Below are 26,030 nucleotides of genomic sequence, written 5' to 3' on the forward strand. Positions count from 1 at the left end.
GAGTGGCTTTCGTGCGTACCTCTTGTCGTGCGGCGGCGCAGCAGGGCGCTGCAACACCCTTGTGATTATGGGGAGTTGACGATGAAGACCTCGTGGCGGAGCGCCTCGCTCGTGGTGAGCGCCGTGGCAGTGCTGGCGCTGACGACGGCATGTGGGCAGGAAACGGCCCCGCCGGCGAGCAGCCAGAACGTCGGCGCCACGGCCGCGGCCGGTGATTACGGAACCGCCGGTACGGGCCTTGGGAACGGCACCGGTTACGACTCGGGCGCGGCGGGCCAGGAGAGCGCCGCCACCAAGCCGTCCTCCGCCGGTGAGCTGGCCGTTTCCACCAATCAGGAACTCGGCAAGGTGCTGACCGACAGCTCCGGCCTGACCCTTTACCGCTTCGACAAGGACACCGCCGAGCCGCCCAAGTCGAGCTGTGACGGCGACTGCGCCAAGAAGTGGCCGCCGGTCCCCGCGGACGACGCCACGGCCGGCGCCGGCATCGACAAGGCGCTGCTCGGCTCGGTCACCCGCACCGACGGCACCAAGCAGCTGACGGTCGACGGCTGGCCGGCGTACCGCTTCGCGAAGGACACCAACGCCGGTGACGTCAACGGCCAGGGCGTCGGCGGCACTTGGTACGCGCTCGCGCCCGACGGCAAGAAGGCGCAGGGCGGTGCGGGTGCCGAGGCCGGCGACCTGCCCGGTCTGTCCACCCGCAAGGACCCCAAGCTCGGCGAGATCGTCATCGACAAGAACGGCCACACGGTCTACCGCTTCATGAAGGACTCGCCCTGGCCGATGAAGACGGCGTGCACCGGCGAGTGCCTGGAGAAGTGGCCGGTCATCGCGCCGGTCGACGCCGAGGACACCGATGGCATCGATCTGAAGGGGTCCGGTCCCAGGGGACAGGGCTACGTGGTCTTCGACCGGCCCGACGGGATCAAGCAGCAGACCATCGACTGCGTGCCGATCTACACCTTCGCCGGTGACAAGAAGCCCGGCGACACCAACGGTCAGGGCGTCGGCGGCACTTGGTTCGCCATTCGCCCCGACGGCAAGCCGGTCGGCGCGTCGGAGCAGTAGAAAGATCACACCTCCCCAGGGTTGATCGCCTCACCCAGTCGAGTTCCGACCACGGAAGGGAGGGAGAGACAGCGAGAGTGCCGGACGAACGGACGGCGCGCGCGACCCACCGGTCCGCCCCCTGATGCGCCAAGCGCAGGGGGCGGACCGGTTTGCCGTCATTCACCCTGATTCTTCGGCCTCTTTCGCCATGATTCGGAACTCTGTGGAATGCTTCGGATGCTTTCGTAGCGGGTGAGTGGGGCATCAATACGGCACGTGCCACAGGCAGTGACCGGGAACGGATGGTCAATTTCCGTTTCCGCTCGCTCCTTTGGCGGGCGATCAGTAGCCTCAGCTCGAACACCGGATCGCCTACGCCTTGGAGAGATAGATGGAGCGTCCCGCCTGGGCCCCTCGGAGCATCGACATCTCGGTGCCCAGTGTCTCGCGCATCTACGACTACTACCTGGGCGGTTCGCACAACTTCGAGGTCGACCGGGAAGCCGCCCGCAAGGCCATGGAGTTCATGCCGGGGCTCCCCAAGATCATGCAGGCCAACCGGGCGTTCATGCGCCGCGCGGTGCGCTTCGCGGTCGACGAGGGCATCACCCAGTTCCTGGACATCGGATCCGGCATCCCGACGTTCGGCAACGTCCACGAGGTGGCTCAGACAGCCGTCCCCGGCGCCCGCGTGGTGTACGTCGACCACGACCCGGTCGCCGTCGCGCACAGCCAGGCGGTCCTCGAGGGCAACGACGACGCGGACGTGGTCGCCGCGGATCTGCTCAAGCCGCAGGAGATCCTGGGCAGTTCCGAGTTCGAGCGCCTCATCGACCTGAACCGGCCAGTGGCGCTGCTGCTCGTTGCCATACTGCACTTCGTGGAGGACGAGGACGACCCGTACGCCGTGGTGGCCGAGCTGCGTGACGCGCTCGCGCCCGGCAGCATGCTGGTGCTCACGCATGCCTCGTACGAGGGAATCCCGCTGCCCGAGGAGCGGGCCAAGGGCACGGTGGACGTGTACAAGGACATTCGAAACCCGCTGATCATGCGCTCGCGCGAGGCCATCGCGCGGTTCTTCGAGGGGTACGACATGGTGGAACCCGGACTGGTGCCGATGCCGCTCTGGCGGCCGGACACCGCACCGGACGACGAGGATCCGTATGCCTTCTCCGGCTTCGCCGGCGTGGGGCGTACGGCGTGAGCGCGGGGCCGGACGGGCCGGAGGACAGACTGCGCCGGTTCGCGACGATCTGGAGCCGGGCGGTCTTCCCGGTGACCTCGACGTCGTCGACCCGGCCGGAGTTCGAGAAGCAACTGCTTCCGCTGGCCCGGCGGTTGACTGACGCGCTCAGGTCCAGGGCCTTCGAGGCCGACGAGGGCAAGGCGGTCGGCGCCGCGCTCGTCGCCGCGCACTGCACCGACCCCGAGGCGCTCAGCCGCTCGCTGGACTGCGTCGACGCCTATCTCGTGCTGTACTGCGGAACCGACGGCGACCAGGAGGACCAGCGGGCCCGCTCGTCCCGGCTCCAGCACGCCATGGCCGCCGGGTTCGCCCAGGCGCTGCGCGAGCGGACGCTGGCCGAGCAGGAGGCGATCTCCGCCGCCGCCCTCAAGGCGCAGGGCGTGGTGGCGCAGGCCCTGCACGCCACCGAGGCCCGCTTCCGCGCGGTCTTCGAGGGGGCCGCCATAGGAATCGGCATCGCCGACCTGGACGGCAACGTCCTGCAGGTCAATGGCGCGCTGCTGCGGATGTTCGGCCTCTCCGAGCAGGCCATCCAGGGCCGCAGGGTCATGGAGTGGACCCACCCCGAGGACGCCCCGCAGACCTGGAAGCTCTACGAAGAGCTCGTCCGCGGAGAGCGCGAGCACTACCACGTCGAGAAGGCGTTCTACCGCCCTGACGGAACGGTCCTGTGGACCAACCTCACGGTCTCCCTGCTGCGTGACGCCGACGGCGCACCGCAGTACCAGCTGGCCCTGATGGAGGACACCACCGAGCGCCGCCTGCTCAACCTGCGGCTGCGCTACGAGGCCACCCACGACGCGCTCACCGGACTGCCCAACCGCACCTTCTTCTTCGAGCGCCTGGAGAAGGCACTGGGCGCCGGGGAAGGCCAGCGGTTCGGCCTGTGCTACCTCGACCTGGACGGCTTCAAGACCGTCAACGACAGCCTCGGCCATGCCGCCGGCGACCGGCTGCTCGTCGAGGTCGCCGACCGGCTCCAGTCCTGCGCCACCGCGCCCGGCGAGATGGTCGCCCGGCTCGGCGGCGACGAGTTCGTGGCGCTGACCACCGGCCCCGACACCGAGCGCGAGGTCGACGAGCTCGCTGCCCGGATCATGAACGTGCTGGTCGCGCCGATCAGCGTCGACGGCCGTGAGCTGACCGTGCGCGGCAGCATCGGCATCGTCGAGGGCCCGGCCGGGGAGCGCAGCCCGGCGGAGGTGCTGCGCAGCGCCGACATCACGATGTACCGGGCCAAGTCGGCGGGCGGCAACCGCTTCGAGCTCGCCGACGAGGAGGCCGACGCCCGCGCCATCACCCGGCACGGGCTGACCACGGCGCTGCCGACGGCCCTGGACCGGGGCGAGTTCTTCATCGAGTACCAGCCGCTGGTCCACCTCGGCGACGGCAGGGTGCGCGGCGCCGAGGCCCTGGTGCGCTGGCTGCATCCGCAGCACGGCGTCCTCGGTCCGGACCGGTTCATCCCGCTCGCCGAGCACACCGGGCTCATCGTTCCGCTCGGCCGCTGGGTCCTGGAGCAGTCGGTGCGCCAGGCACGCGAGTGGCGGGAACGCCACGTCGACGCGGGCCCGCTCCGCATCAACGTCAATCTCTCGCCCTGCCAGCTCACCCACCCCGGGCTGGTGCAGGACACGGTGGACATCCTGGAGCGCGCGGGTGTGGCACCCGACGCCCTCTGCCTGGAAGTCACCGAGTCGGCCCTCATCGGCGCCGACGACGACCTGCTCAAACCCCTGCGCCGGCTGGCCGAGATGGGCGTCGACATCGCCCTGGACGACTTCGGCACCGGCTACTCCAACCTGGCCAACCTGCGCCGGCTCCCGGTGAGCATCCTCAAGCTGGACCGCTCCTTCACCCAGAGCATGCAGCAGTTCCCGGCCGACCCCGTCGACCTCAAAATCGTCGAGGGCATCGTCTCCCTGGCCCACAGCCTGAGCCTGGCCGTGACCGTGGAGGGCGTGGAGACCGGCGCCCAGGCCGAACAACTGCGGATACTCGGCTGCGACACGGCCCAGGGCTGGTACTACGCCCGCCCGGGCCCACCGGACCGCCTCCACGAACTCGCACTGGTGGACGCTACGGGTTGAAGCGGCGGGGGCGGTGCGGGTTGGGCGGGCTCCGGGACCCGTTCCGGGCTGGAGTGGGGCGGGCTGAGCCTGTTCGGTGATCGGAGTGGGGGCGGGCTGGGGCCTGTTCCGGGTCCGGTGGGGATGGGCGGACTGTGAGACCTGTCCGGGATCGGAGAGGGCTGGGCCGGAGCCCGTTCGGCGATCGGAGTGGGCGGGCTGAATCCGTTCTGGTGACCGGTGGGAGCGCTGGACTGTGCCCCTGTCCCGGATCGGGGAGCGTTGGCTGGGCCCGTTCAGGGACCCACATGATGCGCGGGACCTGGACCGGATCGGAGAGGGCGGCCGGAGCCCGGCCGGTGCGATCGGAGTGGGGGGGTTGGATCTGTTCCGGGCCCGGCCGGCGGGGCGGGCGCAGGCGGGCCGTGTCCCGGCACCGGCCGCTCACCTGTCCCGGACGGCCGCTGCTGTCGGCGGGGCCGGGCGGCGACTCCGTCGGGCACTCCGGGTGGGTGGTCCGTGCAGCGTCTCCGGTTCGGTGGGTGATGCCTGTCGGGCGCTCCGGGTGGGTGGTCCGAGGAACGCGGTCCGTCCGGTCGGCTAGCGTGAAGTGCGTCGACCGCGGTACCGCGCGCCGCCGGTCGGCGGGGAGAGCGGACGGGGCGGAAAGGCAGGACACGCCATGCCCGACAGGCCGATCGATCTGGATCTGCGCAAGCTGCGCTACTTCGTGGCCGTCGCCGAGCGCCGGCACTTCGGGCAGGCGGCCGTCGCCCTGCACGTCACCCAGCCCGCGCTGTCCCGGCAGGTACGGCAGCTGGAGCACGAGCTGCGGGTAGAACTGTTCACCCGCAGCACGCGCGACGTCTCGCTCACCGCGGCCGGCGAGCAGTTCCTGCGCGACGCAAAGGCGCTGCTCGCCGCCGCGGAGGCCGCCCAGGAGCGGGCCCGCCGCATCGGCGCCGGTGACGACGCGCTGGTCGTCGGGTTCATGCTGGGCACGGATGTGAGCCTGGCGCTGAACGCGTTCTCCGCGCGCTTCCCCCGCGTCTCCATCGAACTGGTCCGGCTGCGCTGGTGGAGCCAGGCGCGGGCCCTCCTGGACGGCAGTGTCGACGTCGGGTTCGTCCGTCCGCCCCTGGAGGCCGACGGCGTGGACCTCCTCGCCCTGTACGCCGAGCAGCTCGCCGCCGTCCTGCCGATCGATCATCCGCGGGCCCGCGACGCCAAGGTCGCCCTCGCGGCCCTGACCGACGACCCCGTCCTGGAGTACGCCGAGGCGGCCGAGGCCTGGTCGGCCGTATGGAACGCCGACCCACGCCCCGACGGCACCCGGCCCGGCCGCGGCCCCGCCTTCCACGACATGGAGGAACTGCTGGGCTACGTCAGGGGCGGGCGCGGAATCGCCTTCGTGCCGAGCTCCGTCGCGGCCGCGTTCCCCCGGTCCGACATCGCCTACGTCCCCGTCGCCGACGTACCGCCGGGGCAGGTGTCCCTCGCCTGGAACGGCTCGCGCCCCTCGCACCTCGTGACGAGCTTCGTCGAGACCGTCCACGCCGCCGTGCGGGCCCGAGGCACGACGTAGACCTGCGCCGATGCCTCCTCGGCATCAATCGAGCCGCAACAAGCATTGGACGGGATCACAGCGGGCTCGGAGACTCGGAAGTACCAGGAACTCAACTGGAGTACTTCCCCCCGACCCCTTGGAGCCCGCGATGCGCGCTGCCGTCGCCACCGGCGCGAACCTTCCACTCGCCCTCGACACCCTCGACATCCCCCAGCCCGCCCCCGGCGAGGTCCTGGTCAAGGTCACGGCCTGCGGTGTCTGCTTCTCCGACCTGAACCTGCTGCGCGGCCATTACCCCTTCGCCCGGTTCCCGGTCATCCCCGGCCACGAGATCACCGGAGTCGTGACCGCGGTCGGCGAGGGCGTGACCTTCCCCGAGGTCGGCACCACGGTGGGCGCCCAGTTCCTCTACGACTCCTGCGAACACTGTGACTACTGCGTGCGCGGCGACCAGATCCTGTGCCCCCGCAAGCGGATCACCGGCATCGTGGCCGACGGCGGCTACGCCGAGTACGCCCTGCTCAAGGCCAACTTCGTCACCCCGCTGCCCGACGGCCTCGACCCGGTGTCCGCGGCGCCGCTGATGTGCGCCGGCCTCACCGCCTTCAACGGCCTGCGGCAGGGCGGCGCGAAGGCCGGTTCCCGGGTCGCCGTCGTCGGTCTGGGCGGCGTCGGCACCCTGGCCGTGCGCTACGCCGCCGCCATGGGCGCGCGGGTCGCCGTGGTGGGCCGCTCCCGGCGCGGCGAGGACCAGGCCAAGACCCTGGGCGCCGAACTCTTCGTCGCCACCGACGAGTCCGACCCGGCCGAGGCACTCAGGGCGTGGGACGGCGGTGCCGACCTGGTGCTCAACGCAGCCCCCTCCACCGCCGCGGCCGGAGCCACCCTGGGCGGCCTCGCCCCCGACGGCACCCTGCTGCTCCTCGGCTACGGCTCCGAGCCGCTCACGCTGCCCACCCCGCCCATGGTCCTCAACCGCCTGCACGTGGCCGCGTCCCCCTCCGGCTCGCCCCACGACCTGCGCGACACCCTCGCCTTCTCGCTGGCCCACGGCATCCTGCCCGAGGTCACGCCGATCACCCTGGACCAGGCCCCGGCGGTTCTCGACGCCATGGCGGAGGGCTCCGCCCACGGCCGCAGCGTGATCACCTTCGCCTGACCGACCGCAACCACTCCTTACGTTTCCGCACGCCACGTTTCCGCACGCCACCAAGGAGTTCGTCATGCCCTACGTCGTCCTCGTCACGGGTGCCTCCAGCGGCTTCGGCGCCCTGACCGCCCGCGCCCTCGCCGATGCCGGACACACCGTCTACGCCGGGATGCGGCAGACCACCGGCCGCAACGCCCCGGCCGTCGCGGACGCGCAGGCCTACGCCGACCAGCACGGCGTGGCGCTGCGTGCCGTCGAACTCGACGTCTCCGGCCAGGAGTCCGTGGACGCCGCGGTCGCGCAGGTCACCGCCGAGGCCGGGCGGATCGACGTCGTCGTCCACAACGCCGGGCACATGGTCCTCGGCCCGACCGAGTCGTTCACGCCGGAGCAGATCGCCGAGATCTACGACACCAACGTACTGTCCACGCAGCGTGTCAACCGGGCCGTGCTGCCGCAGATGCGGGGCAGGCGCGACGGCCTGCTGCTGTGGGTGGGGTCGTCCAGCACCTACGGCGGCACCCCGCCCTACCTCGGTCCCTACTTCGGTGCGAAGGCCGCGATGGACCACCTGGCCAAGAGCTACGCCGTCGAGCTGAGCCGCTTCGGCATCGACACGGCCATCGTGGTCCCCGGCTCCTTCACCTCGGGCACCAACCACTTCGCCCACGCCATGCACCCTGAGGACACGGCCACCGCGGAGGCGTACGACGCCTTCTACGCGGGCCTGATGGACGACGTCGGCAAGGCCCTGGCCGCCCTGGCACCCGCCGACGCCGACGTCATGGAGGTGGCCCGAGCCATCGTCCGCATCGTCGACACACCGAAGGGCGAGCGCCCCTTCCGTATCACCATCGACCCGGCCGACGACGGTTCGGAGCGGGTCAGCGACGTCGCCGACGGCGTCCGCGCCGACTTCTACGAGCGCATCGGCATGTCGGACCTGCTCACGCCCCGCACGGCCGACTGACCCTCACCGCTCCAGCAGCATCCGCTGCAACTCCCGCGCGGCCCGTGGCGGAGCCACGTCGCTGCGGTGCGCCAGGGCGATCGTGCGGTGCAGGCCGGGCCGTGCCAGCGGGGTGACCCGCAGCCCCCGGCCCGACCGGGCCGCCACCATGCGCGGTACGACGGCCACCCCCAGCCCCGCCCGCACGAACCCCAGCACCGCGTCCATCTCTCCGCCCTCGACCGCGAAGTCCGGCTCGAAGCCCTCGGCACGGCAGGCGGCCACCGTCAGCTCACGCAGGTCGTAGCCGTGCCGGAACATCACCAGGCGCTCGCCCTCCAGGTCGGCGATGCGCACGGTGCGCCGGCCGCCACCGGGGCGGGGCGCCTCCGGCGAGGAGACGACCACCAGGTCCTCGCGCAGCAGCTCCACCGTGGTCAGCGCGGGCGAGGCCGTCGGCAGGGGCAGGACCACCAGAGCCAGGTCGAGGGCACCGCGGGCCAGCTCCCGGATCAGGTCGTGCGAGCCGCCCTCCTCGATCAGCAGCTGAATGCCGGGATAGCGGTCGTGGAAGGCGCGCAGCACATCGGGGAGCAGGCCCGTGCACAGGCTCGGCGTCGCGCCCAGCCGGACCCGCCCCCGGCGCAGCTGCACCAGTTCCTGCACCTCGTACCGCGCGGTGTCCGCGTCGGCCAGAATGCGCCGGGCCAGCGGCAGCAGGGCCTCCCCGGCGTCCGTCAGCGTGATGTTGCCGCGCGCCCGCAGGAAGAGGTCGGCGCCCAACTCCCGCTCCAGCGACTTGATCTGCTGCGACAGCGAGGGCTGCGCGACATGCACCAGGTCGGCGGCCCGGGTGAAGTGCCGGGTCTCGGCGACCGCCACGAAGTACTGAAGCTGCTGGAACTGCATCCAGCCATCATAGGACTTGTCTATCGAAACGAGCCGGACCATGTCTTGGACCGATGGGGTGGCCCGGCCGTAGCGTCCTGTTCCATGGCTCTGGCAACGCGGACGGACCGACGGCCGTCCATGGCACGCACGGTGTGGGACTCGACCGTCGGCAAGAAGACCGTGATGGCGGTCAGCGGACTGATCATGCTGGCGTACCTGGTCGTCCACATGATCGGAAACCTGAAGATCTTCTTCGGGGCCGGCGAGTTCAACCACTACGCGCACTGGCTGCGCACCGTCGGCGAGCCGTTCATGCACTACGAGTGGACGCTCTGGCTCATCCGCATCGTGCTGGTCGTCGCCGTCGTCGCCCACGCCGCATCGGCGTACCAGCTCAGCCGCCGCGACATCAGGGCGCGCCCCAGCAAGTACGTGCACAAGAAGCCGCGGGCCTCCTACGCCACGCGCACCATGCGCTGGGGCGGCATCATCCTCGGCCTCTTCATCGTCTGGCACGTCCTCGACCTGACGACCGGCACCGTGCACTCCGGCGGCTTCCAGGAGGGCCGCCCGTACCAGAACGTCGTGGACACCTTCTCCACCTGGTACGGCAACGTGATCTACATCGTCGCGATGCTCGCCCTCGGCCTGCACATCCGGCACGGCTTCTGGAGCGCCGCCCAGACCCTCGGCGCCGGCAGCCGCACCCGCGACCGCGCCCTGAAAGCCACGGCCGACATCCTCGCGTTGCTGCTCACGGTCGGTTTCATCGCCGTACCCGTGGGCGTCATGACCGGATTGGTGAGCTGACATGTCTACCTACGCCGAGTACACGACCGGCGAACCGGTCCTCGACACCAAAGCCCCCGCCGGGCCCGTGGGCGAGCGCTGGGACAAGCGCCGCTTCGAGGCCAAGCTGGTCAACCCCGCCAACCGGCGCAAGCACACGGTGATCGTGGTGGGGACGGGCCTGGCCGGCGGCTCCGCGGGCGCCACCCTCGCCGAACAGGGCTACCACGTCGTCCAGTTCTGCTACCAGGACTCCCCGCGCCGCGCCCACTCCATCGCCGCGCAGGGCGGCATCAACGCCGCGAAGAACTACCGCAACGACGGCGACTCCATCCACCGCCTCTTCTACGACACGGTGAAGGGCGGCGACTTCCGCGCCCGGGAGTCCAACGTCCACCGGCTCGCCCAGATCTCCGTCGAGATCATCGACCAGTGCGTGGCCCAGGGCGTGCCCTTCGCCCGCGAGTACGGCGGCCTGCTCGACACCCGATCCTTCGGCGGCGTCCAGGTGTCGCGCACGTTCTACGCCCGCGGCCAGACGGGCCAGCAGTTGCTGCTCGGCGCGTATCAGGCACTGAGCAGGCAGATCGCCGCGGGGAACGTGGAGATGCACCCGCGTACCGAGATGCTCGACCTGATCGTCATCGACGGCAAGGCGCGCGGGATCGTGGCCCGGGATCTCATCACCGGCCGCATCGACACCTACTTCGCGGACGCCGTCGTACTCGCGAGCGGCGGCTACGGCAACGTCTTCTACCTGTCGACGAACGCCATGAACTCCAACGCCACCGCGATCTGGCGGGCCCACCGGCGCGGCGCCTACTTCGCCAACCCCTGTTTCACGCAGATCCACCCGACGTGCATCCCGCGCACCGGCGACCACCAGTCCAAGCTGACGCTGATGAGCGAGTCGCTGCGCAACGACGGCCGGATCTGGGTACCGAAGGCCAAGGGCGACGACCGTCCCGCGAACAAGATCCCGGAGGACGAGCGCGACTACTACCTGGAGCGCATCTACCCGTCCTTCGGCAACCTGGTGCCCCGCGACATCGCCTCCCGCGCCGCGAAGAACGTCTGCGACGAGGGCAGGGGCGTCGGGCCCGGCGGGCAGGGCGTGTACCTGGACTTCGCCGACGCCATCGAGCGGATGGGCCGCAAGGCCGTCGAGGCCAAGTACGGCAACCTCTTCGACATGTACCAGCGGATCACCGACGAGGATCCGTACGAGGTGCCGATGCGGATCTACCCTGCCGTGCACTACACGATGGGCGGCCTGTGGGTCGACTACGACCTGCAGACCACCGTCCCCGGCCTGTTCGCGATCGGCGAGGCCAACTTCTCCGACCACGGGGCGAACCGGCTCGGCGCCTCGGCCCTGATGCAGGGTCTGGCCGACGGCTACTTCGTGCTGCCGGCCACCATCAACGACTACCTCGCCCGCAACCCGCACCACGAGGCGGTCACCGACGAGCACGCGGTCGTACAGGAGGTGCTGGCCGAGACACAGGACCGGCTCAACCTGCTGCTGGCCGTGGACGGCGACCGTACGCCGGACTCCTTCCACCGTGAACTCGGCGAGCTGATGTGGGAGTTCTGCGGGATGGCCCGCACCGACTCCGGACTGCGCAAGGCCCTGAGCCGCATCCCGCAGATCCGCGAGGAGTTCTGGCGGCGGATCAAGGTGCCGGGCACCGGCGAGGAGTTCAACCAGTCGCTGGAGAAGGCCAACCGCGTCGTCGACTACCTGGAGCTCGCCGAGCTCATGTGCCTCGACGCGCTGGACCGCAGCGAGTCCTGCGGCGGCCACTTCCGCGAGGAGTCGCAGACGCCGGACGGCGAGGCGGCCCGCAAGGACGACGAGTTCGCCTACGCGGCGGCCTGGGAGTTCACCGACACGGGCACCGCTCCCGTGCTGCACAAGGAAGACCTGGTCTTCGAGTACGTCCACCCCACCCAGCGGAGCTACGCATGAAGCTCACCCTGCGCGTCTGGCGGCAGCGCAACGCCGACGCCGACGGCGCCATGTCCACGTACGAGGTGGACGGCATCTCCTCCGACATGTCCTTCCTGGAGATGCTCGACACCCTCAACGAGGAGCTCATCCTCCGCGGTGAGGACCCGGTCGCCTTCGACCACGACTGCCGTGAGGGCATCTGCGGCGCTTGCTCGCTCGTCATCAACGGTGACGCGCACGGCCCCGAGCGGACGACCACCTGCCAGCTGCACATGCGGTCCTTCAAGGACGGCGACACGATCGACATCGAGCCGTGGCGGGCGTCGGCGTTCCCGGTCATCAAGGATCTGGTCGTCGACCGGTCCGCGTTCGACCGGATCATCCAGGCGGGCGGGTACGTCACCGCCCCGACGGGTGCCGCCCCGGAGGCCCATGCCACACCCGTACCGAAACCGGACGCCGACTTCGCCTTCGAGCACGCCGAGTGCATCGGCTGCGGGGCGTGCGTGGCCGCGTGTCCCAACGGCGCGGCGATGCTGTTCACTTCCGCCAAGGTCAACCATCTGAACGTGCTGCCGCAGGGGGCGCCCGAGCGGGAGACCCGTGTCCTGGACATGGTGGCGCAGATGGACGACGAAGGCTTCGGCGGGTGCACTCTCACCGGAGAGTGTGCCACCGCCTGCCCCAAGGGCATCCCGCTGATGTCCATCACCAGCATGAACAAGGAGTGGCTGCGGGCCACGCGGAAGGTGAAGCGGTAGGGCGAGGCGCCCAACAGACGTTCGCCGAAAGGTGCGGACGGGCGGGGTCGGGAGTGGTGCTCTCCGGCCCCGTCTGGCGTTTCCGCACCCGCCAGGTGAACAGCACTGGATCGCCCGGCTGACCGACCGGACACCGGAACATGGACGGCCGGTACCAGCTCGCGCCGTTCAACATTCGCACATCCACTCTCCTGGCACAGGTCACGCATACGCCAACCGGCATAGGAAGAACAGGGGCGGCACATCGCACCGCTCCAACCGAGCTCCGCTCGCCGTCCCCGGCCCGTGACCAGGAGTAAGCCATGACCGGCGTACTGACCGTCGACCGTCCCCCGCAGCCCACGGCACCCACCCGCTACACCGTCGGCCTCGCCCGCAACGAGGAGGACGTGCGCGCCGCCCAGCGGCTGCGGCACGACGTCTTCGCCGGTGAGATGGGAGCCCTGCTGACCACCCCGCAGCCGGGTCACGACATCGATGCCTTCGACGCGTACTGCGACCACCTGCTCGTCCGTGAGGAGGTGTCCGGCCAGGTCGTCGGCACCTACCGGCTGCTCCCGCCGGAGCGGGCCGCGGTCGCGGGCCGGCTGTACTCCGAGGGCGAGTTCGACCTGAGCCGCATCGACGGCCTGCGTCCGAACCTGGTCGAGGTCGGCCGTTCCTGCGTGCACCCCGACCACCGCGACGGCGCCGTCATCAGCCTCATCTGGGCCGGCATCGCCCGCTACATGGTCGACCGCGGCCACGAGTGGCTGTCCGGCTGCTGCTCGATCCCGCTGGCCGACGGCGGCAAGCTCGCCGCGGCCACCTGGGACCGGGTACAGGCCAAGCACCTGGCCCCGGAGGAGTACCGGGTACGCCCGCTGCGGCCCTGGCAGCCCACCGAGCCCGCCCCCGCCGCCCGCATGGAACTCCCGGCCCTCCTGCGCGGCTACATCCGCCTCGGCGCCTGGGTCTGCGGCGAGCCCGCGCACGACCCGGAGTTCGGTGTCGCCGACATGTACGTGCTGCTGTCGATGCGCCGGGTCAACTCGCGCTACCTGCGGCACTTCCTCTCCCTCGTCCCGGCGTGACGGACGTGGCGGCCATGAGCACCCCCTCCCTCGGTGCCGTCGGTGTCCCCACGGCGACCGCTGCCAAGGCCCCGGCGACCGGCGCACCGGCCGCCCTGGCCCACCCCGTCGAGGTGGCGACCCTCTGGCGGCCCAGCGCCCCCTGCACCCCGCACGGGTGCGTGGACGCGACGGGACCGGCCAGGGCCGTGCCCCTGGCCGTCCTGCGGATCGCGGCGGTCCTGCTCCTGCTGATCGTCGGGTTCCTGCTCAGCCCGCTCGGCGGGCGGATACCCGGCGCACTGGTCCGGCGCTGGTCCCGCTGGGTCGTATGGGCCGCGGGCGTCCGGGTGCAAATCGACGGCGGCGCCGCGCCCGACGGCGGGCTGCTGCTCGTCGCCAACCACGTCTCCTGGCTGGACATCCCGCTGCTGGCCGCCGTCCGTCCGGCCCGGATGCTCGCCAAGTCGGAGATCCGGGACTGGCCGGTGGCGGGGTGGATGACCGCCCGCAGCGGTGCCCTGTTCATAGACCGGGACCGGATCCGCGCCCTGCCCGAGACGGTGGCCCGGATCGCCGAGGCGTTGCGGGCCGGCGACGCGGTCGCCGTCTTCCCCGAGGGCAGCACGTGGTGCGGCCGGGCCCAGGGCTACTTCCGCCGGGCCGCGTTCCAGGCAGCCCTGGACGCGGGCGTCCCGGTCCAGCCGGTCCGCCTGCGCTACCGGGCGGCCCAGGGCGCGCCCAGCACGGCGGCCGCGTTCGTTGGCGCGGACTCGCTGCTCACCTCGGTGTGGCGGGTGGTGCGGGCACGGGAACTGGTCGCGGAGGCGGAGGTACTCGAGCCGATAGCGCCCGGCAGCCGTCCCGACCGCCGGTCCCTGGCCCGGGCGGCCGAGATGTCCGTACTACTGAGGGCGCATCAGCCGGAGATCCTCGCCCCAGGCGTCCAGCACCGCGCCGTGCCCCGCGCGGCGGGCCGAGGCCTCCACGCGGGCGAACAGCCGCCGCTGGACCGCCACGTCGCCGCTCGCGGAGATGCGGTCCACGGCTCCCAGCAGGGCGTCGCCGTCCCAGCCCGGCAGCGGGTGACGGGCAAGCTCCCAGCGTAGGTACTTGTTGTACGGGCGGGGGCGCCGGTCCAGGGCGAAGAGCAGCTCCAGCAGGTGCCCCACGCTGTCGGTGGCGTCGAGCCGGGCGGCGAGCGGCTCGCCGTCACGGTCGTTCTTCACCGAGCGGTAAAGGGAGTTGGCGTATGCGTCCAGCCAACTGCCCGCGGCCCGGAACGCTTCGTCGGCGCTGAGCCGTGCCTTGGCGGCGAGGATCTCAGCGATCCCTCCGAAGTCCGCGATCGCTGCGGCGGGCCGGTCGAGTACGATCCGCGCCCGGGCGAGGGCATAGCGCTCGTGACCCGGCATTCCGGCTGCCCGGAACTCGGCGAGGGAGACGATCACCAGATCCAGTCGCGACGTGCGGTGACCGGTGAAGCGACAAGGGTCCGTCGCCGCGCCGTCCGCGAGGACGACGTACAGATCGTGGTCGGAGTGCTCGGTGGCCATGCCGTCGTGGGCCCGCGAGCCTTTGAGGACGAGGCCGACGACAGCGGGGTCGGCCGTGGCGAGCTCGACGAACGCGTCGTAGGTGAGGGACTGCTGCGCGGTCATGCGTGATCTCCGGTGGGTCGGCGACGGGTATCCCTGCCGGGGCGGCCACGGAAGGTCCGGGCGCCCACACGGTCCGCGACGGCACACGCCGACGCGCGGAGGATCAACGCACGGGGTCAGTCTACGACCATCAAGTGCCGTGATTCCAAAGGTGGTTACGGCATGACACGGGCCAGATACGGCGCCGTGGCGCTCCCCTTCGCCCGAGCCACGTCCACCGGCGGGCCCGCCGCCACGATCCGTCCGCCCGCGTCACCACCGCCCGGCCCCAGGTCGATCACCCAGTCCGCGCCCGCGACGACGGACATGTCGTGCTCGACCACGACGACGGTGTGTCCGGCGTCGACGAGCCCGTGCAGCTGGCGCATCAGCACCTCGACGTCGGCCGGGTGGAGTCCGGTCGTCGGCTCGTCGAGGAGGTAGAGGGTGTGGCCGCGCCGGCCGCGCTGCAACTCGCTCGCCAGCTTGATGCGCTGGGCCTCACCGCCGGACAGCTCGGTGGCGGGCTGCCCGAGACGCAGATAGCCGAGGCCCACGTCGAGCAGGGCGCCGAGGCTGCGGGCCACGGCCGGGGTGTCCGCGAAGAACTCCGCCGCCGCCTCGACCGTGAGGTCCAGCACCTGTGCGATGTTCCGTCCCCGGTACGCCACTTCCAGCGTCTCGGGGTTGTAGCGGGCCCCGCCGCAGTCCGGGCACGGCGCGTACGTGCTCGGCAGGAACAGCAGCTCCACGCTGACGAAGCCCTCGCCCTGACAGGTCTCGCACCGTCCGCCCGCGACGTTGAACGAGAAGCGGCCGACGCCGTAACCGCGCGCCCGCGCCTCGTCCGTGGCCGCGAACACCTTGCGTACGACGTCGAAGAGCCCGGTGTAGGTGGCGAGGTTGGAACGCGGGGTGCGGCCGATCGGCTTCTGGTCGACCGAGACCAGCCGCCCGACAGCCGCCTGCTCCTCGGTGATCTCGCCGATGAGCGTGGACTTGCCCGAACCCGAGACGCCGGTGACGGCCGTGAACACACCGAGCGGGAACTCGGCGGTCACCCCGCGCAGGTTGTGCCGGGTGACCGGGCCGACCTTCAACTGGCCGCGCGGGGCACGCACTTGGCGTGCGGCAGCGGGCGAGCCGTCGAAGAGGAAGCGCGCGGTCGCCGACTCCTTGACCCCCGCCAGCTCCGCCACCGGCCCGCTGTGCAGCACCTGCCCGCCGTGCTCACCCGCCTGCGGTCCCACGTCCACCAGCCAGTCGGCGCCGCGCATGACGTCGAGATGATGCTCGACCACGAACACCGTGTTCCCGCCCGCCTTCAGTCGCGCCAGCACCGTCAGCAGCGCCTCGGTGTCCGCCGGGTGCAGTCCCGCGGACGGCTCGTCGAGGACGTACACGACACCGAACAGCCCGGACCGCAGCTGCGTCGCGAGCCGCAGGCGCTGCAGTTCGCCCGCCGAGAGCGTGGGCGTGGCGCGGTCGAGGCTCAGATAGCCGAGGCCGAGCTCGACGACGGGCCCGATACGGGACTTGAGGTCCTCGCTGAGGACACGGGCCGCCTCCGAGGAGCCGCCCTCCAGCAACCCCGCCAGCTCCGTGAGCGGCAGCGCGGCCACATCGGCGATCGTCCGGCCGCCGAAGGTCACCGCCAGCGCCTCGGGCCGCAGCCTGCTGCCGCCGCACGCCGGGCAGGGCGCTGCGGCGAGGAACCGCTCCGCCTTCGCCCTGAGGGTCGGGCTCTTGGAGTCGGCGAAAGTCTTCATGACGTACCGGCGGGCGCTCATGTACGTGCCCTGGTACGGCCGTTGGATGCGGTCGGCGTCGCGCACCGGGTGCACGGTGACGACCGGCTGCTCGTCGGTGAACAGGATCCACTCCCGCTCCTCGGCGGGCAGCTCGTGCCAGGGCCGGTCGACGTCGTGACCGAGCGCGTCGAGGATGTCGCGCAGGTTCTTGCCCTGCCAGGCACCCGGCCACGCGGTGATCGCGCCCTCCCGGATCGACAGCCCCGGATCGGGAACCAGCAACTCCTCGGTCGTACGGTGCACCTGCCCGAGCCCGTGGCACTCCGGGCACGCCCCGGCCGCCGTATTCGGTGAGAAGGAGTCCGAGTCGAGCCGCTCGGCGCCCGGCGGGTAGTCGCCGGCCCGGGAGTACAGCATCCGCAGGGAGTTGGAGAGGTTGGTGACCGTGCCGACGGAGGAGCGGGACGTCGGCGCCGAGCGGCGCTGCTGGAGGGACACGGCGGGCGGCAGCCCGGTGATCTCACCGACCTTCGGTGCACCGACCTGGTGGATCAGCCTGCGTGCGTACGGCGCGACCGACTCGAAGTAGCGCCGCTGGGCCTCCGCGTAGATCGTGCCGAAGGCGAGCGACGACTTCCCGGACCCGGACACACCGGTGAACACGGCCAGCACGTCCCGTGGGATGTCGACGTCCACGCCCCTGAGGTTGTGCTCACGGGCGCCGCGGACGCGGACGTAGGGGTCGTGCGGGGAGTGCATGGGGTGAAGGCTCCGGAAGGTGGGTGTCGATGTCGTGGGCAAACCTCGGCGTGGGCAAACCCCGCAATTCTAAACGAACGGGGCGCGCGGGCCGCATGAGCCACCTGCTGTTCACGATGCCGTCGGCTCACCCACACCGGCCCCCCATACCGTCTCGCCAGTCTCTCTTCCTACCGAGGAGTATCGTGAGCGCCTCAGCTCTGAGCACTCTCACCGCCGCGCTGCTGATGGTCACGGGCGCGTCCGCCCCGCAGCCGGTCTCCGTCTCCGCGCGCGTGGAGACCCCCGCCGTGTACGACGACGAGGCGGGCGGCAACGCCGACGCCGACGACCCGGCCGTCTGGGTCGACCCCCGCGACGCGGGCCGCAGCCTCGTGATCAGCACCCTCAAGGAGGCCGGCCTCGACGTCTACGGCCTCGACGGCAAGCGGCTCCAGCACATCGCCCCGCCCGCGGCACCCGGCGAGGACACCGCCCCCGGCCGCTTCAACAACGTCGACGTCGTTTACGGCTTCGAACTGCGCGGCAAGAAGACCGACCTCGCCCTGGTCAGCGATCGCGGCCGGGACCGTGTCCGGGCCTACGCGATCGACCCGGCCGCGGTGGCGGCGGGCAGGCCCCCGCTGCGGGACGTGACGGCGACCGGCGTCGCGCCGGTCTTCTCCGCGAGCGAGGCCGAGGTCGACGACCAGCGCACCGCCTACGGGCTGGCCGCCTTCAGCGACGACGACAACGCCTACGTGGTGGTGTCGCGCCGTTCGGAGACCCGCGTACGGCTGCTGCAGCTGGAGGACCGCAACGGCCGCGTCGGCTACAAGGCCGAGGACACCCTCGACCTGCCCGGCTCCTTCACACTGCCGAACGGCAAGAGCTGGACGCCGTGCGCCGACCCCGGCGACCATGCGCAGGTCGAGGGCATGGTCGTCGACCAGGAGAAGCACGTCCTGTACGCCGCCCAGGAGGACGTCGGGCTGTGGCGGGTCGACCTCGACGACGAGGAGTTCGGCAGGCCCGAGCTGATGGACCGGGTGCGGGATTACGGCACTCCGTGGACGTTTGACGCCGAGGAGGAGGAGTGCGTCGTCGACACCGCAAACGACCCCGGCTTCGGCGGTGAGCACCTGAGCGCCGACGCCGAGGGCGCCACGATCTACCACGCCGCCGACGGCAAGGGATACCTGCTCGCCTCCAGCCAGGGCGACAACACCTTCGCCGTGTACGAGCGCCAGGGCCGCAACGCCTACCTCGGCTCCTTCGCCGTCACCGACAGCGCCGCCACCGACGGGGTGCAGCACTCCGACGGCGCAGCCGTCGTCAATGTGCCGGTGGGCCGCTCGTTCCCCAAGGGCCTGCTCGTCACCCACGACGGCGAGGCCACGCCCGCCGACGGTGACCGGGAGGGCACCAACTTCAAGTTCACGCGGTGGGACTCGGTGGCGACCGCTTTCCCGAAGCCGCTGACGATCGACACCAAGTCGTTCGACCCGCGCGACCCGGACTGACGCCCCGGCCGGCGGCTCGCGCGGATCACGCAGCGGTGATCCGCGCGAGCCGCCGGTAGGAGTCCACCAGCGCCTCACGGTCGTAGGTGCTCGTCGTGACCAGCACCTCCTGCGCCTCCGTCTCCTTCAGCACCGTCTCCAGCTCGTGCGCGACCTGCTCCTCCGTGCCCGCGATGTGCCCGGCGAGGCCGCCCTCGTAGAAGCCACGCTCCTTGTCGGTCATGGCCGACGCCTCGATGCGCTCGGCGGGCGCCAGCGGCGGGAAGGTGCCGTGGGTGCGCGAGTACGCCATCGCCCAGGCCTCCGGGACAAGCAGTCGCCGGGCCTCCTCCGGCGTGGCGGCCACCGCGATCGTGCCGGAGATGACGACGTACGGCTCACCGGCCCAGGCGGACGGCTGGAAGCGGTCGCGATAGTGATCGATCCCGCGCTGCATCTTCTCCCGGTTCCGCAGATCACCGATGACCATGGGCAGCCCGGCGCGGGCCGCGATGTCCGCCCCCTCGCCCATCGCCAGCACGAACGGCGGCACGGTCAGGCCCTCGGCGGGTCGCGCGTGCACGCCGGTCGACGAGGTACCGCGGAACCAGTCGAGCAGCTCCCGGATCTGCGCCGCGAAGTCCTCGGCGTCCCCCTTGTCCCGCCCGAGCGCCTTGCGGACGCCGTCCGTGAAGCCGACCGATCGCCCGAGCCCCATGTCGATACGGCCGGGGAAGAGGGACTCCAGCACCCCGAACTGCTCGGCCACGACCATGGGTTGGTGGTTGGGCAGCATCACCCCGCCGGTGCCGACCCGGATCGTACGGGTCGCGGCGGCGACGGCGGCGGCCAGCACGGTCGGCGCCGAGCCGGCGACACCGGGCACACCGTGGTGCTCCGAGACCCAGACGCGGTGGTAGCCCAGCTCCTCCAGGTCCCGCGCCAGCCGTACGGTGTCACGCAGTGCTTCTCCGGTCGGGTGGCCCTCGCGGGTGCGGGAGCGGTCGAGGACGGAGAAGCGGGTCGAGGCGATCACGGAGCTCATACAGGGTTCAACACCTGGGGGCCCGGAGGATTCCTCAGGGTGCGATGTTGTGGTTCAGGCGGAACAGGTTGCCCGGGTCGTGGCGCCGTTTCAGATCCCTGAGACGGTCGTAGTTCGTCCGGTAGTTGGCCCGTACGCGGTCCTGGTCGTCGCCGTCCATGAAGTTCACGTAGCCGCCGCCCATGGAGTGCGGTTCCATCGCCCGGTGGAAGGCGCGCACCCAGTCCTTGCGGCCCTCGCACTCCTCACGGGTGGTGAGCGTCGGGCTGAGGGCGATCGAGTAGTCGGCGTCCCGGTAGGAGAAGGCGGTCTCCTCCGGTCCGACGCGGTGGCAGGCCCCGTCGATGGGGAAGACGACCGTGACGCTCTGGATCGAGGGCGTGGTGGCGCCGTACTCGACGAGGGCGTCGACGGCGCCGTCCGGCAGGTCCTTGGTGAAGCTCCCTTTCCAGTAGTGGTACAGCCCGGCGGGCACCAGCTCGTCGAACAGGGTGTTGATCACGGGATAGGGCATGCGCTCCAGGTGCCGGCCCAGGACGGGTCCCAGTGCGGCGACCCGGTCCCGCATCCGGTCGTCCTCGTCCGGCGGGCCGCTCCAGCAGGCGACCACACCGCACAGCGGCCGGCCGTGCCGGCGCTCGGGCAGGAACGGCACCGGTGGTCCGAGCCCCACGACGAGGACCGCTCCGAGCCGTTCGTCCGCCTCGGCGACCAGCTCCCGGTACCGGTGGATCACGTCGGCGTCGAGTGGGAAGAACGTAGGCCCGCCGAGGATGTCGGCGACGGGGTGCAGCCGGAACGCGAAGGACGTGACGACGCCGAAGTTGCCGCCGCCGCCGCGCACCGCCCACATCAGATCGCTGTGCTGGTTGTCCGTGCAGGTCAGGAAGGACCCGTCGGCCGTCACCAGGTCGACCGAGACGAGGTTGTCGCAGGCCAGACCGCAGCGCCGGGCCAGATGGCCCATGCCGCCGCCGGTGGTCAGACCGCCCACGCCGGTCGTGGAGACGACCCCGCCGGTGGTGGCCAGCCCGAACGCGTGCGTGGCGTGATTGACGTCCGCCCAGGTGCAGCCACCCTCCACCCACGCCGTGCGGGCGCCGGGATCGACGCGGACCCCGCGCATCCGGCCCAGGTCGAGGACGGCCCCGCCGTCACATGTGCCGTGGCCGGGGACACTGTGACTGCCGCCGCGCACGGCGAGCGGCAGGCCCTGCTCGCGGGCGAAGTCCACCGTGGCGACGACGTCGCCCGCGTCGACGGCCCGCACGATGACGGCCGGCCGCTTGTCGTGCATGGCGTTGTAGACCTTGCGGGCTTCGTCGTAGGCCGGGTCCCCGGGCTTGACGACGTCGCCGCGCAGCCGGTCCGCCAGCCGGTGGTCGAGGGTCGCTGTGGAGGTGGACATGGCCGCCGCTCTCCGTTCGGGTGCCGGGAGGAGGGGATACACCACCGGTGTACGCGCGCGGAGGGGACGCGTTCATCGCCGGAATCGCCCATCCGGGGGGAGCGGGGCATGGGCGGAACGGCCCATACGGGTCACGCGATGCCGTGCCGGTACGCGTACCCCGTGGCCGCCGCCCGCGAGGACACGTCGAGCTTGGCGAAGATGTTGTTCAGATGCCGGGCGACGGTGTGCTCGCTGATCACCAACTCAGCCGCGACGGCCCGGTTCGTACGGCCCGCCGCGACCAGCCGCAGCACCTGGATCTCCCGCTCGGTGAGCCCACCGGGCCGCCCCGGGCGCACATCGGCGAGCAGAGCGGCCGCCCGGAGCGCGTCCGGTACCGCACCGAGCTGCCGGAACACCTGCTCGGCTGCCCGCAGTTCCATGCGGGCACCCTCGTCGTCCCCGGCGGCCCGGTCGGCGGCGGCCAGGGTCATCCGCACCTGGGCCGCCTCGTACGGCACCCGCAGCTCCAGCCACAGCGTCAGCGCCCGGCGCAGCCGGGGCAGCGCCCGGTCGAGGTCACGGGCCGCGAAGGCCACCGCGCCGGACGCCGTGGCGGCGCTCGCGTGCAGGAGAGTCGTCCGCGAACAGCACCGCCGCTGCCAGTCGCGGGCCAGGGAGGCCAGCTCCTCGGCAGCCGTGCGTGCCTCGGCGGTCCGGCCCAGTGCCAGGCACACCTCCACCTGGGCAGCCAGCAGTCTGCACCGGGTGAGACCGCCCGCCTCGACTCCGCCCGCATGCCGCAGGGCGGCGGCCGCGGCGTCGGCCTTCCCCTGGGCCAACCGCAGCAGGGCGAGGCCGGGCTGCGGGTCGCGGCCGAGTTCATGGGCGCGGTCGTACGACCGCTCCGCCGCTGTGAGCTCGCCGCGCCGCCGCTGCATCTGGCCGACCAGGTAGACCGCCTCGGCGGCCGTCCGCCGCTCGTTCGGCAGCACTTCCTCGCAGGTCCGCTCCGCCTCGGTGAGCGCCTCGGGCCAGCTGCCGCGCAGCTCCAGCACCTCGACCCGGTGCACCCGGCACAATCCCCGGAAGTTGTTCTCGGCCGGCATCGCCGCGCACCACCGCATGGCCGCGTCGGTCCATTCGGCGGCGCGTCCCAGATCGACGCAGGCCATGGACTGCTGCAGGCCCAGGCAGTAGACCCAGCCGGTGAAGAATGAGCTGAGCTCACCCGCCATGGCCGAGCACATCGCCTCGTCCAGCAGGTCGAGCCCCTCACGGACGCGCCCCTGGGACACCAGCACGCCCGCCTGCGCCTGGACGCCCAAGGCGAGCAGATCCGGGCTCCCGCGGCGCCGCGCGATCCCTGCCATGTGCCGAGCCGCCGCCATCGCTTCGTCGAAGGCACCGCGCCGCTGAGCGTCCTCCGCGTCGACCCAGGCGAGGTAGCACTGCTCGACACACTCCGGCTCACCGCCCAGGTGCCGCCGGGCCCGCCCCAGCCAGCCGGCGGCCACGGCCGTACGGCCCGCCATTTGGTGCTCGTAGAACAGCAGCCACGCCGAATGCCCCGCCTGCCGGGCGGCCCCCGCCGTGACGTACCCGGAGTAGGCCCGTGTCCGCCGGCCGATCGACTCGTCGACGCGGCCCGTCCACCAGGCGGCGTCGGCGAACGCGGCGAAGTCGTCCGGGGTGAGCCGTCCGGCGTCCAGGCGGCCCAGCAACCGGTACGCCTCGGCCCACGCCTCACGCGCGGCGGCATCCCTGGCCCGCCGCAACGTGTCCGCGGCCACCCTGTCCATCGTCCGCTCGGTCACCAGCGGCTCCCTTCTCGCGCTCTGCGAGCAGGACCGGCCCTCCACCAGAATAGGCAGGACGGCGGCGGGGGAGTCAGCCAACGGCCACCTGGAGGGCCTGAGCACGCGCGTGCCGGCCGCCGCTGTCGGGCTCTTCCGTGACGAAGGTCCACAACCGGCCGGGGCGGAAGGGGAGTTCGGAGTCGCTCCCGTGCGGCATCGCCGGTCAGCTCTCGGGACGCAGCAGTCCGCGCTCGTACGCCTTCACCAGGTGCTGCGGCACGAGGTGTCTGACGCCGCCGACGGTGACGGGCACGAGCTGCGGCGCGCTCGCCTTCCACTGGGCGCGGCGGTGGCGGGTGTTGCTGCGGGACATCTTCCGCTTGGGGACAGCCATGACGGACCTCCTCGGTCGGTGAACACCGAGGAGGCTATATGAAAATGGATCCCATTAACAATTGGGTCCGGAGCTACTCCTCGGCGCCCACCAGCATCCGCACCTCGAACTCCTCGTAGGCGGCGTCGTCCCTGGGCTGCCGGCGGTCGCTCAGCACCGTGCCGAGCCAGCCGAGGAAGAAGCCCGCCGGGATGGAGACGATGCCGGGGTTCTGGAGCGGGAACCAGGCGAAGTCCGAGTCCGGGTAGAAGGAGCCGGGCGTGGAGGAGATCACCGGGGAGAACAGCACCAGCAGCACCGAGCACACCAAGCCGCCCCAGAGGCTGAGGAGCGCTCCCTGCCCCGTGAAGCGGCGCCAGAAGAGGGTGTACACGATCGTCGGCAGGATCGCGGACGCCGCCATCGCGAAGGCGAGGAAGGCGAGCGTCGCCGTGTTGGCGCCCCAGGAGACGAGGGCGAGCATCATGGCGAGTACGCCGATGACGACCGCGGACAGCCGGGCGACCATCAGCTCCTCGGTCTCGCTCGCGCGCCCCTTGCGGATCACCTCGCCGTACAGGTCGTGGGCGAGGGACGACGCGGCGGCGAGGGTGAGGCCGGCCGCGACCGCGAGCAGTGTGACGAAGGCGAGGCAGGACAGCAGGGCGGTGAGGATGCCGCCGCCCAGGGCGTTGGCGAGGAGCAGGACGGCGGAGTCGCCCTTGTGATCCGTCTCCGCGATGGTCGCCCGGCCGACGATGGCGGTGGCGCCGAGACCGAGGACGCCGGCGGCGAGGCAGACCAGGCCGACCAGGCCCACCGCCCACACGACCGAGGAGCGCAGCACGTCGATCTTGCGCGGCGCGAGCAGACGCATCAGTACGTGGGGGAGGGCGGCGAGGCCCAGGACGATCGCCAGTTCCAGGCTGAAGAAGTCGAGCTTGCTGGTCGCGCTGACGCCGTAGCGCAGTCCGGGTTCGAGGAACTGCGTGCCGGTGCCGCTGTGGTTCGCGGCCGCGGACAGCAGGGCGTTGGGGTTCCAGTCGTAGTGGTTGAGCACCATGACCGCGGTGACCGTCACGCCCGCCACCAGCATCACGGCCTTGATGATCTGGATGACGGTGGCGCCGGGCGCGCCGCCGATCGCGGCGTACACGATGACGACGGTGCCGATCACGATCACGCACAGGGTCCGTGTCGCGGCGCCGGGTTCGCCCGTGAACTGGGTCAACAGGGCGATGCTGCCGACGAGTTGGGCAACGAGATAGAGTGTGGCGATGGCGAGGGTGCACACGGCGATGGCGAGCCTGACCGGGCGTTGCATCCGGGGCAGCCGCATGGCCAGCGTGTCACCGAGGGTGAACTTGCCTGCGCGGCGCAGGGGTTCGGCGATGAGCAGCAGCACCATCATCCAGGCGACAACGGTCCCGCCCAGGTACAGCAGTCCGTCGTACCCGTTGAGCGCGACCAGTCCGGTGCTGCCCAGCAGGGTCGCGGCCGACACGTAGTCGCCGCACATCGCGAGGCCGTTGCGCAGCGGGGACATGGTGCGGTTGCCGAGGTAGAACTCGCTGATCTCGTCGCGCTGAGGTGCTGTCAGCAGCGCCATGAACAGCGTGACCACGACCACCGACAGGAAGAGCACGAACGTCAGGTTGAGGCTGAACCTGTCGACGATGCCTGCGGACACGGTCACCACGTGCGGTACCCCCCGGCCTCGCCGTGCGGCGCGGCGGCTCGGGGCGATCCCAGCTCCTGCTGCCGCAGTCGCGAGGCCAGGCCCCGGGCCAGCGGGTCGACCCGGGTGTGCATGTGCCGTACGTAGCACCAGGCCGTCACGCCCATCACGACGAACTGACCGAGACCCAGCGCGAGGCCGAGGGTGAGGTTGCCGGTCATACGCTGGTTCATCAGGCCGGGGGTGGCATGCGACAGCAGTACGTACAGCAGGAATCCGCCTACCGAGAGGATCGTCGCGAGCACGCCGAACCTGCGCTGGGTGCGGCGGAGTGCGTGGAATTCGGCGTCTTCGGATATGCGTTTGGACGGTACCGGACCATTAACCGGAGAATTGGATGTGAGGGAGTTGTCGTGCCATGGTGAAAAATCGGGCACAGGCGCACCTTCTTCGCTGCGGCATGCCGAACACACTGGGGAGTGCGGGCCTGATGGGGGACGGGTGGCGGGTGGCGAAAGCCGGAAGCCGGAAGCCGGAGTATGACAGCGCTCTCTTTGAGCAATCAACCGCCAACGTGAATTGCCGCCCCGCGGTGGCGCATTCGCCACTCTTGTTTTTTCGGCGATCATGTGA

General features: G+C 71.3%; 20 protein-coding genes and 1 pseudogene. 12 read left to right on the forward strand and 9 right to left on the reverse strand.

The features are described from left to right. The first annotated feature begins 81 nt into the window (after positions 1-81). The 6 genes from AB5J55_RS37910 to AB5J55_RS37935 all read left to right on the forward strand — a co-directional run bounded on the left by AB5J55_RS37910 (position 82) and on the right by AB5J55_RS37935 (position 8,055). Complete coding sequence (locus AB5J55_RS37910) at positions 82-1,071, forward strand: SCO0930 family lipoprotein (protein ID WP_369274962.1); 990 nt, start codon at positions 82-84, stop codon at positions 1,069-1,071. Positions 1,072-1,444: 373 nt separating this feature from the next. Then, the gene (locus AB5J55_RS37915; protein ID WP_369274963.1) at positions 1,445-2,257 is read left to right on the forward strand and encodes an SAM-dependent methyltransferase; all 813 of its coding nucleotides are present in this window, start codon (positions 1,445-1,447) and stop codon (positions 2,255-2,257) included. After that, positions 2,254-4,389, forward strand: coding sequence for a putative bifunctional diguanylate cyclase/phosphodiesterase (locus AB5J55_RS37920; protein ID WP_369274964.1), 2,136 nt, complete (start codon positions 2,254-2,256; stop codon positions 4,387-4,389). Before AB5J55_RS37915 ends, AB5J55_RS37920 begins: the two co-directional genes overlap by 4 nt. Positions 4,390-5,050: 661 nt before the next feature. Then, entirely contained in the window at positions 5,051-5,953 is a 903-nt protein-coding gene (locus AB5J55_RS37925) for a LysR family transcriptional regulator (protein ID WP_369274965.1), read from the forward strand. Positions 5,954-6,083: 130 nt separating this feature from the next. Beyond that, entirely contained in the window at positions 6,084-7,094 is a 1,011-nt protein-coding gene (locus AB5J55_RS37930) for an alcohol dehydrogenase catalytic domain-containing protein (protein WP_369274966.1), read from the forward strand. Positions 7,095-7,158: 64 nt separating this feature from the next. Beyond that, complete coding sequence (locus tag AB5J55_RS37935; protein WP_369274967.1) at positions 7,159-8,055, forward strand: SDR family oxidoreductase; 897 nt, start codon at positions 7,159-7,161, stop codon at positions 8,053-8,055. A gap of 3 nt (positions 8,056-8,058) precedes the next feature. On the opposite strand, the gene AB5J55_RS37940 is transcribed toward AB5J55_RS37935, so the two are convergent. Beyond that, entirely contained in the window at positions 8,059-8,943 is an 885-nt protein-coding gene (locus tag AB5J55_RS37940) for a LysR substrate-binding domain-containing protein (RefSeq protein WP_328877720.1), read from the reverse strand. Positions 8,944-9,063: 120 nt separating this feature from the next. On the opposite strand from AB5J55_RS37940, the gene AB5J55_RS37945 reads away from it, so the two are divergent. The 5 genes and pseudogenes from AB5J55_RS37945 to AB5J55_RS37965 form a co-directional block, all read left to right on the forward strand. Next, the gene (locus AB5J55_RS37945; RefSeq protein ID WP_369276405.1) at positions 9,064-9,735 is read left to right on the forward strand and encodes a succinate dehydrogenase; all 672 of its coding nucleotides are present in this window, start codon (positions 9,064-9,066) and stop codon (positions 9,733-9,735) included. A gap of 1 nt (position 9,736) precedes the next feature. Then, positions 9,737-11,686 carry a fumarate reductase/succinate dehydrogenase flavoprotein subunit gene (locus tag AB5J55_RS37950; RefSeq protein WP_369274968.1) on the forward strand — a complete coding sequence of 650 codons (1,950 nt, stop codon included), beginning with the start codon at positions 9,737-9,739 and terminating at the stop codon, positions 11,684-11,686. Next, positions 11,683-12,429, forward strand: coding sequence for a succinate dehydrogenase/fumarate reductase iron-sulfur subunit (locus AB5J55_RS37955; RefSeq protein ID WP_369274969.1), 747 nt, complete (start codon positions 11,683-11,685; stop codon positions 12,427-12,429). The genes AB5J55_RS37950 and AB5J55_RS37955 overlap by 4 nt, the downstream gene beginning before the upstream one ends. Before the next feature lie 302 nt (positions 12,430-12,731). Then, positions 12,732-13,502, forward strand: coding sequence for a GNAT family N-acetyltransferase (locus tag AB5J55_RS37960; RefSeq protein ID WP_369274970.1), 771 nt, complete (start codon positions 12,732-12,734; stop codon positions 13,500-13,502). A 14-nt stretch (positions 13,503-13,516) separates the two neighbouring features. Then, positions 13,517-14,185 (forward strand): annotated as a pseudogene (locus AB5J55_RS37965) (lysophospholipid acyltransferase family protein); the annotation flags it as partial. A 201-nt stretch (positions 14,186-14,386) separates the two neighbouring features. Here AB5J55_RS37965 and AB5J55_RS37970 read toward each other — a convergent pair. Together AB5J55_RS37970 and AB5J55_RS37975 are read right to left on the reverse strand one after the other, a co-directional pair. Further along, positions 14,387-15,142 carry a hypothetical protein gene (locus AB5J55_RS37970; protein ID WP_369274971.1) on the reverse strand — a complete coding sequence of 252 codons (756 nt, stop codon included), beginning with the start codon at positions 15,140-15,142 and terminating at the stop codon, positions 14,387-14,389. Between the two features lie 155 nt (positions 15,143-15,297). After that, positions 15,298-17,631 carry an ABC transporter gene (locus AB5J55_RS37975; protein ID WP_369274972.1) on the reverse strand — a complete coding sequence of 778 codons (2,334 nt, stop codon included), beginning with the start codon at positions 17,629-17,631 and terminating at the stop codon, positions 15,298-15,300. A gap of 185 nt (positions 17,632-17,816) precedes the next feature. On the opposite strand from AB5J55_RS37975, the gene AB5J55_RS37980 reads away from it, so the two are divergent. After that, on the forward strand, positions 17,817-19,133 hold the full coding sequence (locus tag AB5J55_RS37980) for a phytase (RefSeq protein ID WP_369274973.1): 1,317 nt from the start codon (positions 17,817-17,819) through the stop codon (positions 19,131-19,133). 25 nt (positions 19,134-19,158) lie between these two features. On the opposite strand, the gene AB5J55_RS37985 is transcribed toward AB5J55_RS37980, so the two are convergent. The 6 genes from AB5J55_RS37985 to AB5J55_RS38010 all read right to left on the reverse strand — a co-directional run bounded on the left by AB5J55_RS37985 (position 19,159) and on the right by AB5J55_RS38010 (position 26,026). Beyond that, entirely contained in the window at positions 19,159-20,157 is a 999-nt protein-coding gene (locus tag AB5J55_RS37985; RefSeq protein WP_369274974.1) for an LLM class flavin-dependent oxidoreductase, read from the reverse strand. A 34-nt stretch (positions 20,158-20,191) separates the two neighbouring features. Next, positions 20,192-21,565, reverse strand: coding sequence for an FAD-binding oxidoreductase (locus AB5J55_RS37990; RefSeq protein ID WP_369274975.1), 1,374 nt, complete (start codon positions 21,563-21,565; stop codon positions 20,192-20,194). A gap of 131 nt (positions 21,566-21,696) precedes the next feature. Next, positions 21,697-23,364, reverse strand: coding sequence for a LuxR C-terminal-related transcriptional regulator (locus AB5J55_RS37995; protein WP_369274976.1), 1,668 nt, complete (start codon positions 23,362-23,364; stop codon positions 21,697-21,699). Positions 23,365-23,569: 205 nt separating this feature from the next. Beyond that, positions 23,570-23,740: a 50S ribosomal protein L32 gene (rpmF, locus tag AB5J55_RS38000; RefSeq protein WP_369274977.1), complete on the reverse strand. Its 171-nt coding sequence runs from the start codon at positions 23,738-23,740 to the stop codon at positions 23,570-23,572. Between the two features lie 73 nt (positions 23,741-23,813). Then, on the reverse strand, positions 23,814-25,418 hold the full coding sequence (locus tag AB5J55_RS38005) for a cation acetate symporter (protein WP_369274978.1): 1,605 nt from the start codon (positions 25,416-25,418) through the stop codon (positions 23,814-23,816). Continuing rightward, on the reverse strand, positions 25,412-26,026 hold the full coding sequence (locus AB5J55_RS38010; RefSeq protein ID WP_369274979.1) for a DUF485 domain-containing protein: 615 nt from the start codon (positions 26,024-26,026) through the stop codon (positions 25,412-25,414). The genes AB5J55_RS38005 and AB5J55_RS38010 overlap by 7 nt, the downstream gene beginning before the upstream one ends. Between the last annotated feature and the right edge of the window lie 4 nt (positions 26,027-26,030).

It is taken from the genome of Streptomyces sp. R11, assembly GCF_041051905.1.
Lineage (GTDB): Bacteria > Actinomycetota > Actinomycetes > Streptomycetales > Streptomycetaceae > Streptomyces.

Excerpts from the sequence above, each read along its gene's own strand:
- AB5J55_RS37910 (WP_369274962.1), top strand. The coding sequence starts at position 82 with ATGAAGACCTCGTGGCGGAGCGCCTCGCTCGTGGTGAGCGCCGTGGCA.
- AB5J55_RS37915 (WP_369274963.1), top strand. The coding sequence starts at position 1,445 with ATGGAGCGTCCCGCCTGGGCCCCTCGGAGCATCGACATCTCGGTGCCC.
- AB5J55_RS37925 (WP_369274965.1), top strand. The coding sequence starts at position 5,051 with ATGCCCGACAGGCCGATCGATCTGGATCTGCGCAAGCTGCGCTACTTC.
- AB5J55_RS37930 (WP_369274966.1), top strand. The coding sequence starts at position 6,084 with ATGCGCGCTGCCGTCGCCACCGGCGCGAACCTTCCACTCGCCCTCGAC.
- AB5J55_RS37935 (WP_369274967.1), top strand. The coding sequence starts at position 7,159 with ATGCCCTACGTCGTCCTCGTCACGGGTGCCTCCAGCGGCTTCGGCGCC.
- AB5J55_RS37940 (WP_328877720.1), bottom strand. The coding sequence starts at position 8,943 with ATGCAGTTCCAGCAGCTTCAGTACTTCGTGGCGGTCGCCGAGACCCGG.
- AB5J55_RS37945 (WP_369276405.1), top strand. The coding sequence starts at position 9,064 with ATGGCACGCACGGTGTGGGACTCGACCGTCGGCAAGAAGACCGTGATG.
- AB5J55_RS37950 (WP_369274968.1), top strand. The coding sequence starts at position 9,737 with ATGTCTACCTACGCCGAGTACACGACCGGCGAACCGGTCCTCGACACC.
- AB5J55_RS37955 (WP_369274969.1), top strand. The coding sequence starts at position 11,683 with ATGAAGCTCACCCTGCGCGTCTGGCGGCAGCGCAACGCCGACGCCGAC.
- AB5J55_RS37960 (WP_369274970.1), top strand. The coding sequence starts at position 12,732 with ATGACCGGCGTACTGACCGTCGACCGTCCCCCGCAGCCCACGGCACCC.
- AB5J55_RS37970 (WP_369274971.1), bottom strand. The coding sequence starts at position 15,142 with ATGACCGCGCAGCAGTCCCTCACCTACGACGCGTTCGTCGAGCTCGCC.
- AB5J55_RS37975 (WP_369274972.1), bottom strand. The coding sequence starts at position 17,631 with ATGCACTCCCCGCACGACCCCTACGTCCGCGTCCGCGGCGCCCGTGAG.
- AB5J55_RS37985 (WP_369274974.1), bottom strand. The coding sequence starts at position 20,157 with ATGAGCTCCGTGATCGCCTCGACCCGCTTCTCCGTCCTCGACCGCTCC.
- AB5J55_RS37990 (WP_369274975.1), bottom strand. The coding sequence starts at position 21,565 with ATGTCCACCTCCACAGCGACCCTCGACCACCGGCTGGCGGACCGGCTG.
- rpmF (WP_369274977.1), bottom strand. The coding sequence starts at position 23,740 with ATGGCTGTCCCCAAGCGGAAGATGTCCCGCAGCAACACCCGCCACCGC.
- AB5J55_RS38010 (WP_369274979.1), bottom strand. The coding sequence starts at position 26,026 with ATGATCGCCGAAAAAACAAGAGTGGCGAATGCGCCACCGCGGGGCGGC.